Source organism: Desertivirga brevis (assembly GCF_017355835.1).
The window spans coordinates 402786-416277 of sequence record NZ_JAFEWF010000008.1; the positions used below are offsets into that span (position 1 = coordinate 402786).

The 13492-nt window shown below is 39.4% G+C and carries 10 protein-coding genes; 9 read left to right on the top strand and 1 reads right to left on the bottom strand.

The features are described 5' to 3' along the window. The first annotated feature begins 55 nt into the window (after positions 1–55). From msrB to fbp, 6 genes are all read left to right on the top strand, one after another. On the top strand, positions 56–1033 hold the full coding sequence (msrB, locus tag J4N25_RS19305; RefSeq protein ID WP_207423434.1) for a peptide-methionine (R)-S-oxide reductase MsrB: 978 nt from the start codon (positions 56–58) through the stop codon (positions 1031–1033). An 84-nt stretch (positions 1034–1117) separates the two neighbouring features. Next, positions 1118–5278, top strand: a complete 4161-nt coding sequence (locus tag J4N25_RS19310; protein ID WP_207423435.1) for a hybrid sensor histidine kinase/response regulator — start codon at positions 1118–1120, stop codon at positions 5276–5278. A 27-nt stretch (positions 5279–5305) separates the two neighbouring features. Then, on the top strand, positions 5306–5692 hold the full coding sequence (gene gloA2, locus J4N25_RS19315) for an SMU1112c/YaeR family gloxylase I-like metalloprotein (protein ID WP_207423436.1): 387 nt from the start codon (positions 5306–5308) through the stop codon (positions 5690–5692). Further along, the gene (locus J4N25_RS19320; RefSeq protein WP_255537130.1) at positions 5673–6401 is read left to right on the top strand and encodes a tRNA1(Val) (adenine(37)-N6)-methyltransferase; all 729 of its coding nucleotides are present in this window, start codon (positions 5673–5675) and stop codon (positions 6399–6401) included. The genes gloA2 and J4N25_RS19320 overlap by 20 nt, the downstream gene beginning before the upstream one ends. A gap of 47 nt (positions 6402–6448) precedes the next feature. Beyond that, complete coding sequence (locus J4N25_RS19325) at positions 6449–6943, top strand: metallophosphoesterase family protein (RefSeq protein WP_207423438.1); 495 nt, start codon at positions 6449–6451, stop codon at positions 6941–6943. Between the two features lie 22 nt (positions 6944–6965). Continuing rightward, positions 6966–8099 (top strand): class 1 fructose-bisphosphatase, encoded by a 1134-nt coding sequence (gene fbp, locus J4N25_RS19330; RefSeq protein WP_207423439.1) that lies wholly within the window; start codon positions 6966–6968, stop codon positions 8097–8099. Between the two features lie 7 nt (positions 8100–8106). On the opposite strand, the gene rnhA is transcribed toward fbp, so the two are convergent. After that, positions 8107–8571 carry a ribonuclease HI gene (gene rnhA, locus J4N25_RS19335; RefSeq protein WP_207423440.1) on the bottom strand — a complete coding sequence of 155 codons (465 nt, stop codon included), beginning with the start codon at positions 8569–8571 and terminating at the stop codon, positions 8107–8109. Between the two features lie 256 nt (positions 8572–8827). On the opposite strand from rnhA, the gene J4N25_RS19340 reads away from it, so the two are divergent. The 3 genes from J4N25_RS19340 to J4N25_RS19350 all read left to right on the top strand — a co-directional run bounded on the left by J4N25_RS19340 (position 8828) and on the right by J4N25_RS19350 (position 13486). After that, on the top strand, positions 8828–9229 hold the full coding sequence (locus J4N25_RS19340) for a hypothetical protein (RefSeq protein ID WP_207423441.1): 402 nt from the start codon (positions 8828–8830) through the stop codon (positions 9227–9229). 359 nt (positions 9230–9588) lie between these two features. Then, positions 9589–10026 (top strand): BLUF domain-containing protein, encoded by a 438-nt coding sequence (locus tag J4N25_RS19345; protein ID WP_207423442.1) that lies wholly within the window; start codon positions 9589–9591, stop codon positions 10024–10026. Between the two features lie 388 nt (positions 10027–10414). Then, entirely contained in the window at positions 10415–13486 is a 3072-nt protein-coding gene (locus J4N25_RS19350) for a SusC/RagA family TonB-linked outer membrane protein (RefSeq protein WP_207423443.1), read from the top strand. Positions 13487–13492: the final 6 nt, after the last annotated feature.

Here is a 13492-nt window from a genome sequence, read left to right on the forward strand (position 1 = left end):
GCTACTTAACTCAGAAATTCTAGATCTTAGTAATTAAATCAGTAGTAGAGAATATATGCTTCGTTGGATAGATGTAATCAAGTATTCAAAATATGGAAATCCAGAACCGGTTAAACGCATTGAGAAATCAGACGAGGAGTGGCGGATGCTACTAACGGAGGAGCAATTCCGGATCACGCGACTTAAGGGCACCGAAAAACCATACTCCGGGATGTATTGCAGGTCTTACGAACCGGGACAATATGCGTGCGTATGTTGTCGGTCCTTACTCTTTGATTCAGTGGATAAATACAACTCTCTTTCCGGTTGGCCAAGTTTTACTCAGCCGATACAGAAGTCGGCATTGAAATATCAATTGGATATGGGGCACGGCATGAAGAGGATAGAGGTGATGTGCAATATCTGCGACGCACATCTCGGTCATGTATTTCCCGACGGACCAGAACCTTCAGGTATCCGGTATTGTATCAACTCGGAAAGCATTACAAGAATTGATGATAAAATGCAGCTAGCTGTTTTTGGAGGAGGGTGTTTCTGGTGTCTAGAGGCCTTGGTGCAGCAGGTAGAAGGTGTAATTTCTGTGGAACCAGGATATAGTGGAGGGAAAGGCTTTAATCCAACATATAAGGAAGTGTCTAGTGGTTTAACCGGACATGCAGAAATGCTCAGGGTAAAATTCGATCCTGTTGCTATTTCGTATGAAGCGCTTATAAAGATCTTTTTCTCTATTCACGATGCCAGCCTGCTTGATCCGGAAGATGGGAATTATACCCAGTATCGATCGATTATATTATTCTATAATAACGACCAAAAGCAAGCTGCGGAAAAGGTTAAAGAGGAAATAGAAGTATTATCCGGAAGAAAGATCTTTACAGAAATCGCGCTCTATAAAGCATTTTACCCTGCAGAGGAGAAGCATCATAATTATTTTTTAAATAATCCTGACGCGCCTTATTGCTGCAATATTATTCAACCGAAGCTGGAAAAGTTGCGCGCAATGCATCCGGAGAAGCTTAAAAAATCTGGTTTATAGCTGCTTAATTCCCTAAATCCATTGTAAGGTTTCCGAACATTTCATCCTGAGTTTACGTAAAATGCGCTTACTTGAATAAGGCTGATGATTAGATATAGGTATCTTACTATTTTTTTGTTTGCTCTTTTGTTAGCTTTTGAATTTCAGCTTAATGCTCAAACTGCTGTTAAATTTACGAGGAAAACAAGTCGGGAGGGACTTTCTCAAAGTTTTATTAGAAATGTTATTCGTGACCCAAAGGGCTTCATATGGATTGGTACGGGAGACGGCCTCAATAAATACGATGGTTATCACTTCAAGATTTACAGGAGCAACTCAAAGGTAAAGGGTAGTCTTAGCGGAAGTAACATTATCACCACCTTTGTAGATAAGCAAGGTGTAATGTATGTGGGTACAGATAACGGAGGTGTTAATGTTTTCGATGCGAAACAGGATACTTTTACTATTTACAAGCACGATCCAAAAGTTTCGGGCAGTATAAGCTCAAACAGAGTAACTTGCTTTTTCGAGGACCATAAAGGCGTGTTATATGTTGGGACCGAAGATGCCGGTCTTAATATTTTTGATAGGAAAACTAGAAAGTTTAAGGTCGTCTTTGATTCGAGATCAGGAAGGAAAGGGTTGGTAAGTCATATTATCCGCGCTTTAGCAGAGGATAAGGAAGGGAATTTATGGGTGGGGACAGAACACGGCCTTACAATAGTAGACCAGCAGAGAAGGAACTTTACCACTTATACGCATTCAGCAAATTCTTCAAGTTTAAGTGTTGATGCTATAAGAACTATTTTTGTAGACAGAGAAGGAGAAGTTTGGGTCGGAACAGCATTTGGTGGATTAAATCATTTTTTGAAGAGGACCAATACCTTCGAGCATTACAAACATCAGGAAACTAACACTAATTCTATTTTAGGTGACTATGTTCCCAAAATTTGCCAACCGAAAGACGGAAAACTCTGGATAGCGACTAACATGGGAGTTAGTGTCTTTGACAAAAGTAACAACACTTTTGCTAATTATACCAATGATCCATTTGATGAAAATTCATTGTTGGATAACGGTTTGAACACAATTTATGTTGATAGATCGGACAATATTTGGGTTGGGAGCATTGCTGGATTGTCAATAAAGGAGGCAGGACAATCCAAGTTCCCCCGATACAGTTATAACCCAGGAAAGCCGGAAGGCTTAGGCGGGAGAGAAGTTTTTAGTGTAACCCAGAGTAAACAAGGAGAGATCTTTTTGGGATTACGCGAAGGATTCGATGTATTCAATCCCTCACAAAAAAGCTTTCGGCATTTTCTTAATGATAAAACTGGGCGGACATTGGGAACAGTTACTTCTATGTTATTTGACAGAAATAACGAGTTGTGGTTGGGGACCTTTGAACAAGGTCCTATAAAAGTGGATATTGAGAAAAACCTTTTTAATATCTATAAGGGTATAGACGACCAGACAAAAAAAACATATAGTATACGTGATGTCTGGTTTATTCGTGAGGACTCTGAGGGTGATCTTTATATAGGTTCTTTCAGTAGTGGCGTGATGAAGTTGGACAACAGGGATAACCTTTTTCACAGAATTTATTGGAAGGGTAAAAATATACCTTATTTAGGAATAACCTGTTTTTATATTGACCGCAAGGATAATATCTGGCTCGGCTCAAGTTTGCATGGTTTGGTTAAAATTAATATTAAAAAGGGTACATATAGGGAGTATAGGCACGATAGTAAAAATCCTAAAAGCATAAGCGATAATTTTATTTCTAATATCCTCGAAGATAGTCGTGGTAATTTTTGGGTCGGTACGCAGGCTGGCTTAAATCTTTTGCACGATAATAATACGTTTACACGATTTTCAGAAAAGGACGGACTTGCCAACCATTTTATCAATGGTATTTTAGAGGATCGAAAAGGATTTTTATGGCTAAGTACGAATAAGGGCTTGTCTCAGTTTGATTTAAAAAATCGGAGGTTCAGGAATTATAATCTTAATAATGGGTTCGATGATAACGAATTACTGTCTAGAGCTTATTATAAGCTGAAGAGCGGGGAGTTTGTGTTTGCAGGACTAAACGGTTTCAATATTTTTCATCCCGAGAAACTTAAAATAAATCAAAAACTTCCTACAGTTTTTATTACTGATTTTAAAACTGGCAACAAATCTGTGATCCCGGGCGAGCGGTCACCATTGAAGGAGGTTATAAACGAGGCACGCGAGATCCGGTTAAATTACGATCAAACTGAGTTCTCTTTTGATTTTGTCGCGCTTAATTTCTCCCGAACTAAAGAGAACCATTACGCTTATAAGTTGGACGGTTTTGACAAAGATTGGGTTGAAGCCGGGACTTCCAGAAACGCTGCATATACTAATATCCCTCCAGGTGAGTATACTTTTAGAGTAAGGGCAACTAATAACGATGGTGTTTGGAATGAGGAAGGTGCATCTATAAAGGTAGTGATCGTTCCTCCGTTCTGGCGTACCTGGTGGTTTATTTCTGTGAGTGCAATAATTATAGTAGGCGGAGCAATCTTCTTTTATTTTTATCGAGTATTTAAAATGAACCAACAGAAGGCGGAACTTGAGAAACTGGTTCAGGAACGGACTAATGAGGTTGTAAAGCAGTCAAAAGAGTTGCAGGAACAAACAGAACAGTTGAGGAATTTCAATCTGGCTTTGCAGGAAGAAAGAGAGAAGGCTGAGAAAGCAAATCAGGCCAAAAGTACATTCCTCGCAACTATGAGCCACGAAATCAGAACGCCAATGAATGGTGTAATTGGTATGGCATCTTTATTATCTGATACAAAGTTGAATGCTGAGCAGGCAGAGTATGTAAGTGTTATCCAAAATAGTGGTGACGCATTGCTCGCTGTAATTAATGATATTCTAGACTTCTCCAAGATTGAGTCGGGAAATATGGAACTGGAAAATCACGGGTTCAACCTGTATCAGTGCGTTGAACACGTAATGGACCTTTTTGCAACAAAAGCTGCGGAGCAAGGCCTGGATTTGATTTATCAGATCGATAGTAAAGCTCCTTCGCAAATTATAGGTGACAGTTTAAGGCTTAGACAAGTTTTAATAAACCTGGTAGGTAATGCATTAAAATTCACACATCAGGGTGAGGTATTTGTAAGAGCTAGTGTATTGGATGTAAATGGGGGAGATCTCAGACTTCAGTTTGATGTAAAAGATTCAGGAATAGGTATTCCGGAAGACAAGTTACCTCGTCTTTTTCAAGCATTTTCTCAGGTTGATTCATCCACAACCCGTAAATACGGTGGTACTGGACTCGGTCTGGCTATTTGCGAGCGACTTGTTAAGTTAATGGGTGGAGAGATAAGTGTAGAAAGCATTAAAGGCGAGGGATCTATTTTCAGTTTTACAATTCGGACCCGGCAGGGTAATCAGGCTTTAAAGCATTATGTTACTTTAAATGCTTCTGAAAATGAAGGGAAAAAGGTGTTGATCGTAGATGATAATAAAACTAACCTCTCAATCCTAAAATCTCAGCTTGAGCTGTGGAAGCTTGATGTTACCGTTGCTGACTCAGGGGCTCGGGCCCTGGAGAGTTTAGTAGCTGCAGAAGATTTTCAACTAATTATTACTGATATGCAGATGCCGGAAATGGACGGAGTACAGCTTGCGGAAGCCATGAAAAGAAGGGCGCCAGACGTACCAATCATTCTGTTAAGTTCGATTGGGGACGAATCCAGATCAAAATATCCTCACCTGTTTAATTCAGTGCTCACGAAACCAGTAAAACAACAGCCATTGTATAAGTTGGTTATGGCAGAGCTCAAACAGCAGAAACAGCCCAAAAAACTGGAGGAGAAAAAGGCAACCACCTTATCCAATGACTTTGCAGAAAGCTTTCCTCTCAATATCCTGTTGGTTGAAGATAATATTATTAATCAAAAACTTGCCATGCGTATCTTAACAAAGTTAGGTTATGAGCCTGGGCTTGCAAATAATGGGCAAGAGGCGGTAGATATGTTAACTGATAGGCAATACGATGTTGTGTTGATGGATATGTTGATGCCCCTTATGGATGGCCTGGAAGCTACGAGGTACATACGAAAAAATCACCAACATCAACCTGTTATCGTTGCTATGACCGCAAATGCAATGGCCGAAGACCGGGATGCATGTATTAATGCAGGAATGAACGATTATATAACAAAGCCGATTAATATTGAGATATTAAAAAAGTCTCTAATTGAGTCTGCGGATAAAATTAATGCATAAATCTTAATTCTGCCTTATTTTTGTCTTATGTTGAATATATCAAACATCCATCACGTCGCTATTATTTGCTCTGATTATTCAGTCTCTAAGAAATTTTATACTGAAATACTGGGACTTAAGATTATATCAGAGATTTACAGGGCAGAAAGGGACTCTTATAAACTGGATTTAGAAATTGGAAATACGCAGATCGAGCTATTTTCATTTCCAAATACCCCTCCGCGTCCATCTCGTCCGGAAGCACAAGGCCTGCGTCATCTGGCCTTCGCTACTGATAATATTGAGTTAGCCGTTGAAACGCTAACAAGATTTGGGATCAGTGTTGAGGCCGTTAGAATTGATGAAATTACCGGCAAACGTTTTACTTTCTTTGCTGATCCAGATAACCTTCCACTTGAGCTCTACGAGAAATAGTATTTTCCGCTTCAAGCAGTTTGAAGTCGATCAAACTGGTTGTGCAATGAAGATTAACACAGATGGAACTGTTCTTGGTGCACTTTCCGATGCTATTAATCCGGGTACTATTCTGGATATAGGAACGGGAACTGGCGTTGTTGCTCTAATGTTAGCCCAACGTTTTCCTAATGCTACTGTTCATGCTGTTGAGATAGAGGAAAAAGCCGCAGAACGATCTAGCATTAATTTTAGGAATTCACCTTTTTCAAATAGGATGCATTTGCACGCCTGTTCCTTTCAGCAATTATCTATTGACTTTCCTCATGAAAAATTCGACCTTATTGTTAGTAATCCTCCATTTTTTATAGATGCGCTAAAGAATCCTGACGAAAAGAAACAGACAGCGAGGCACGCGGATCTTAATTTTTTTAGGGAATTAGTTGACTTTATAATTGATCATATAAGTCCCATAGGTGTTGCCTCGCTTATATTACCTAACGAAACTGCATTAATGGTAAAACGCCTTATTGCCCTAAAAGGTCTTTTTATTTCAAGTGTGATTAATGTTCGTTCGTTTGCAGACTCTCAGGTGCACCGTCAGATAATTAGTATATCCCAAATAGAAAAAACGGCAAGCGAGAAAGATTTTGTAATATATTCAAAGCAAAAAGAGTATTCCGAACAATTTGTTAATAATTTAAAACAATTTTTTACAATATTCCAATAATGGTAATATATTAGCAGAACGTCTACCATCTTACGTAACCAATATTAATGACTACTATCGGTTTAATCTCAGATACCCACGGGTATCTCGACGATAAAGTATTTAAATATTTTAACGAATGCGACGAGATATGGCATGCCGGCGACTTTGGGAACCTCGATCTCGCTGATAAACTTGCTGCATTCAAGCCGCTAAGAGGGGTATATGGAAATATCGACGGAAGGGATATCCGAACGGTTTATCCGGAACATTTGCGATTTAAGTGTGAGGAAGTAGATGTTTGGATGACACATATTGGTGGTTATCCGGGCAAGTATAATCCAAAAATTAAGGAGGAAATCTTCGCTAATCCACCAAAAATTTTTATCGCCGGGCACTCTCATATTTTAAAGGTGATCTTTGATAAAAAAATTGGCACTTTACACTTAAATCCTGGTGCAGCAGGCAAACAAGGATGGCATAAAATGCGTTCTTTATTGAAATTCTGCATTTCTGGAGAAAAAATCCATACCTTAGAGGTGATAGAATTGGGGATTAGATAATGTAAAAAATACACTAAGTACTATGTCAGCAGTAAAAACACTAGGTCAATTTATCATTGAAAAACAAAAAGATTTTCCTTATGCCAAGGGAGAATTGTCACGGTTATTAAGAGATATTGGTATAGCCGCCAAAATCGTCAACCGTGAAGTAAATAAGGCAGGTCTTGTTAATATTCTGGGTGAAGTGGGAACCACCAACTCTCATGGTGAAGCACAGAAAAAATTAGATGTCTATGCAAATGAACAGTTCATCTCAGCTTTGACCTGTGGAGGTGAATGTTGTATTATTATTTCAGAAGAGAACGATGACCCAGTGTATATAGAATCTGAAGTTTCTAAAAATGCAAAGTACATAGTAGCTATTGATCCCCTTGACGGTTCGTCAAATATTGATGTTAATGTTTCTATTGGTACTATATTTTCTATTTACAGGCGAAAATCCGTCGATGGAAGAGCTACTATTGAGGATGCATTGCAAAATGGTACAGAACAAGTAGCGGCAGGATATGTAGTGTATGGAGCATCAACTATGTTGGTTTACACTACTGGAAAAGGGGTAAACGGGTTTACTCTTGATCCTTCCATTGGAGAATTCTGCTTGTCACATCCCAATATGAAAATTCCTAAGACGGGAAACATATATTCAATTAACGAGGGAAATTATGTTCATTTTCCCTCTGGTGTAAAGCGGTACTTAAAATACTGCCAGGTTGAAGATAAAAATACTAATCGCCCTTACGTTTCTCGTTATATCGGTTCTATGGTGGCAGACTTACACCGTAACTTATTGAAAGGGGGAATATTTATTTATCCAACTACATCCAGTGCTCCTAATGGCAAACTGCGCTTAGTTTACGAATGTAATCCTATGGCCTTTATTATTGAGCAGGCAGGAGGTCGCGCCACTACAGGCTTCGAAAGAATTCTTGAACTGAATGTAGAGTCTTTGCATCAGCGTTCCGCCATTTTTATTGGCTCTGAGGAAATGGTTAAAAAAGCTGAGGAAATGATGATGGATTTTTCTCCAGAAATAGCTCCTAAAAAAGTAGTAGACATAACGGGAGCATTGAAGGTAGAAAAGAAGGAGGCACCTCTTGTAGTCGATTCCATTGAAAAAGAGCTAAATAAACTGGGAGTAGTGGGAGGTATTGATTAAAACGGATCTATTCACGTCCATTTTCAACTTCGAACACTGAATCAATCAATAGTTTATCTTTTTGTTGAGATGCTGCGACTGCTAACCGGTCGCAGCGCTCATTTTCTGGGTGCCCAGCATGGCCTTTGATCCATCGAAACTTGACGTTATGCAATTTGTAAACTTGTAAGAAGCGAAGCCACAAGTCTTTATTTTTTTTACCGGCGAAACCCTTATTTAACCAACCGAAAACCCATTTCTTTTCTACTGCCTCTACCACATATTTCGAGTCTGAATATACGAGCACATCTTGTCCCTGTTTTTTAATAGCCTCCAGCCCGGCAATAACCGCTAGTAACTCCATTCTATTATTCGTAGTCAATCTGTACCCTGCCGAGAGTTCTTTATAATGGGGACCTGACCTTAAAATTGCTCCGTAGCCACCTGGGCCAGGGTTTCCACGTGAGGCACCATCTGTGAAAAGTTCTATCATTTACATTAATTTCTTAAGGAGCTTCAAATACTTCAACGCAGAACGCAGGATCCTTGAAAATGCTGCGATTGATCTTAATTGCGAGGCGGCAAAATTAGTATTTGTTTACTGACGAAGTGAATTAATATTAAACTAAAACTTGAGAAAGCATTAAGGTGGTAATATTGAAATCTTTACATGCTGCATAATGGCCTTCTAATATCATGTCGCGTTTTGCCCTTATAATTCGTTAAGTGTTAAAATTATTACGCTTAACATGATTAGATATTTTATTTACGCATTTTCAATGATTTTTTACGTGCTAACAGCCTGTAAAAAGGAAGCGCCCATATCAAACGCAATGGTTGGAGAATGGGAACTTGCCGGTTCTGTTAATGGAATGACAGGAAGAATGAATAAGAATACTAGCGGAAACGGAAATTTATTAAAGATCTCCAGACAAAGCTATGAGAGGTATGATCATTGGAATTTAGTGGAGAGTGGTTCTTATAGCATCAGGCAGGAAAACTCGATACTATATAATAAGAGGCTAAATAGAATAATTTTTAACGAAGAGTTTGACTCGCCAAGATCCTTTGTAACAATTGAAAGTGACCAATTAACAATTTGGTTAGATGCTTTTGACGGTCCTTCAGTGACCTATAAGAAACTTAAATAGCCAATAGATGTACTAGCCACATAAAACTTGGGAACATTAGCCCATTTTAATTCGGACGCTTATCGTTTCTAACCTGGGCTAAACCCAATTAATACATCCCTGTTAGAAAATACTACTTATGTGGTTTCTTTAATTGTAGTTTTTTAGTTACCCTCAAGATTTCAAACCCTATTTGTAATCAGGTTACTTGGTTTCTAACTATTGTAACATCCATGTGCAACTGCCGTAGAAGTAGCCAAGAAACTATCTCATATATGAATCTTTAACTTTAGAAAGCACAGAGCAACTTAATTGCATTGTTATGTTTTAGAATCAATTTTTTTAGACAAAAAGGCCTGCAAATTTAAATATTGTTTTTTATGGAAAGTGATTATGGACTGTGGAGCATTGTGCTGTTAAGCACAACAATGAAAGACATTACACTTGAGCAGATAGAGAAAGACCTGTACAGAAGGAGAGAGATACGGAAGAAAAACGGAATAACGGGTATCGTTATTAATGCACGTGGCAATATTTTGCTCTCCGCGGAAGGAAAAAAGGAGCATGTGAAACTTCAGTATGATGAAATTAAGAAATACCAGGGTCATCATAGTATTATTAAACTTTATTTCGGGCCAATTCCCTTTCGATTTTTCGAAGAGGATCCACTAGCGTTTAAATCTTTAGGGGTGGAAGAACATAAGTTCTTAGACTCTTTCAAGTCCGAAGAACAGAAAGAGTACTTGCAGGAGGTACTTAATATCGAACACCCGGTCAGCCGGATCATAAACGATTTTATAAAGAATAATTCGAAATAGAAAGCGGACCAATCTTGTAAAGAGCGTAAAAGGTTTTCAACAAAGCCTTTCGAGCTTTAAACATTTTTTCTAGCCCTCTGCTTAAAGGAACTGACTTTTCTAGCGTTTTACACTTACCATCAGTAATAGCTGATGGAAGCACCATTTTAACATTAATGCTATCATTTTAACCAAAATTGCCCTAACCACTATCATCCTCACCCTAGTTTTGTAATATTAATCAATTAAAGTAAGCTATTATCTGTGGTCCAATTAACACATATAATAGCCCTCTTGAAAATACTAATATGAAAGACTCTATCAAAGGCAGGGACCGGCCCCCCCGCTGTTTTTTCTGCTTATCAATCACGTATGCTAATCAATTCCTTAAAAAACTCAATTAGTACTAATGGAAAGACTAATCTTCAATCTTAAAATCAAGGTGTCGTTTCTATCCTTGTTATTTGTTTTGCTATCTGTAGCAGGGTATGCTCAAACCCGGCGAATAACGGGAGTTGTGCTCGATGATCAAAATCAACCGCTTCCCGGAGCTGCTGTTAAAGCAAAATCAGGGTCGGGTTCGGCGACAACGGATGTAAATGGAAAGTTCTCTATTTCCGTCTCTGATAACGAACAATCATTAGTGGCAAGTTTTATTGGCTTCGATAATAAAGAAGTTCGAATCAATGGTCAAAGCGCTCTAACCATCAAGCTAGCTCCAAGCAGTAAAAGTCTCAAAGAAGTTGTTGTGGTTGGCTATGGAACTCAAAGGCGGGAAGCAATCACTGGATCGGTAGCTTCAATTGGGGGAGACGCAATTCGCGAAGTACCTGCGGCTAACGTTTCACAGGCCTTACAGGGCCGTCTACCAGGGGTGGAGCTATCTCAAACATCATCCCAACCAGGTGCTGCCATGCAAATCCGTATACGTGGGGTACGATCCCTAAGCGCTGAGAATAATCCTCTTGTTGTACTTGATGGAATTCCATTCGCAGGTTCTATTGGGGATATCAATCCAAATGACATCAAGAGTTTAGATATTTTAAAAGATGCTTCGGCCACAGCCATTTACGGCTCGCGTGGGGCTAATGGGGTAATATTAGTAACTACAAATAGAGGACAGCAAGGTCAAAAAGCGAAATTGAACTTCAATACATTCGCAGGCCCTAAGGAGGTTTTTGCTAAGTATCCTATGATGAGCGGACCTGAGTTTGTCGCTCTTCGTAATGCTGCTGGTTTATACAGCACAAATGGACTTGATGAGTCAAATGATGTAAATACAGACTGGCAAGATCTTTTATACAGGCCTGGAAGTACCCAAAGCTACGATTTAGGGGTGTCTGGTGGAACCGAACAAGGTAGTTATAATTTTAATTTAGGATACTTCAACGATAAAGGTGTAATCCCCACCCAGCAATACGGCAGATATTCCCTCCGAGGATCTTTGGATCAGGGTGTTGGAAAATACCTTCGATTAGGTTTTACAACCAACAATAACTTTAATGTAACCGAGGGATCGAATGTAGGTCTTTATGGTGCATTAAGTATGTCTCCTATCGCAAATCCCTTTAACGAAGATGGAACCTGGAAAAGAACTATAAGAATGGCTCAGGATGAAACTTGGTTATATACAAGGGATATCGTGAACAATTTGCAAGACCGATGGCTGAATGAGACAAAAGCTTTTGGAACCTATAACACATTATATGGAGAGGTGAAAATTCCAGGGGTGAATGGTCTTAAATATCGTTTAAATCTTGGTTTAAATTATCGCCAAAGCAATAATGGAGCCTTTACAGGAGTAGGCGTAAACAATCTTGATCCTAAATATGTGTCTTCAGCATCTATCAATAATGCAAATACACTAGACTGGACAGCTGAAAATTTGCTTACGTATGATCGTACGTTTGCCGAAAAGCACCAATTTAATGTAGTAGCTCTATACTCTGCCTCTGAAAACAGATATAGCACATCAATGGCTTCCGGAAGAAATCTTCCTTCAGACCAATTTCAGTATCACAACCTTGATCAAGCAGCAGAAGAAATGCGGGTGGGTTCAGATCTTACTATATTCGGTTTGTTATCATATATGGGGCGAGTGATGTACTCTTATGACAACCGGTATATGTTATCCGCTACCCTGCGTTCGGACGGATCATCTCGTTTGGCACCTGGACATAAATGGCATACTTATCCTGCCATCTCGGCTGGTTGGAATATCGCAAATGAGAGCTTTATGAAGGACTTTAGTGTTATTAACCAACTTAAACTTCGGGCAGGCTATGGACAAACCTCTAACCAATCTATAGCGCCATATTCAACCCTAGGTCGGTTAGGTACTCGGCCATACAATTTTGGAGACGCAACCTACTCCACCGGTTATTATGTAACAGAGTTACCGAACCAGAATTTAGGTTGGGAATTTTCCAAAACATGGAATTACGGCCTTGACTTCGGCGTATTAAATAACAGGCTATCAGGAACCCTTGAGTATTACGTTACAAATACTGAGGATATTCTGTACAATGTGGGATTACCGCCAACCTCTGGAGTTAATAGTTTGACAGCTAACATTGGAAAGACTCAAAATAAAGGAATTGAGCTTTCACTTAACGGCGTAATTCTAAATAATCGAAATGGTTGGACTTGGGAGGCTGGGCTAAACATTTACAATAACCGTAATAAAATTGTCTCTCTTGCTAACGGAAGCACCAGAGATGAGTTTAATTGGTTCTTCGTAGGGCAGCCGATAAATGTTATTTACGATTACGAAAAGGTAGGCCTATGGCAAGAGGGAGACCCATACCGGAATGTGCTTGAACCCGGAGGTAGTGTGGGAATGATCAAGGTAAAGTATACAGGAGATTATAATGCAGATGGGACTCCAGTTAGAGCTATTGGAGCTGCAGATAGACAAATTCTAAAAATCGATCCTGATTTTCAGGGAGGTTTTAATACAAGGGTTGGTTATAAAGGATTTGACCTAAGCGCCGTTGGCGTTTTCAAGCGTGGTGGCGTCCTTAATAGCACCCTTTACGGGTCAGCTGGTTACTTAAATATGTTGACAGGTCGGAGGGGCAATGTTAAGGTGGATTACTGGACCCCAGAGAATACCGATGCTAAGTATCCTAACCCAGCTGGACCGCGTAGTGGAGATAATCCTAAATATGGGAGTACTCTTGGTTACTTTGATGCTTCCTACCTAAAGTTGCGAACAATAACGCTTGGGTATAATTTTCAACAAAATGGCTGGTTTAAGAAGACTGGTATCGATAGATTAAGGGTTTACTTTACGGCACAAAATCCTTTTGTCCTGTTCTCGCCATATCACCGCGAGTCCGGCCAGGACCCTGAGACAAACTCTTACGGTAACGAGAACGCGGCGGTGGCCTATGGTCAGGAATTAAGAAGAATTCTTACGGTGGGAACAAACGCTCCTTCAACCCGGACCTATTTGTTTGGTGCTAATTTGACCTTTTAATAATTC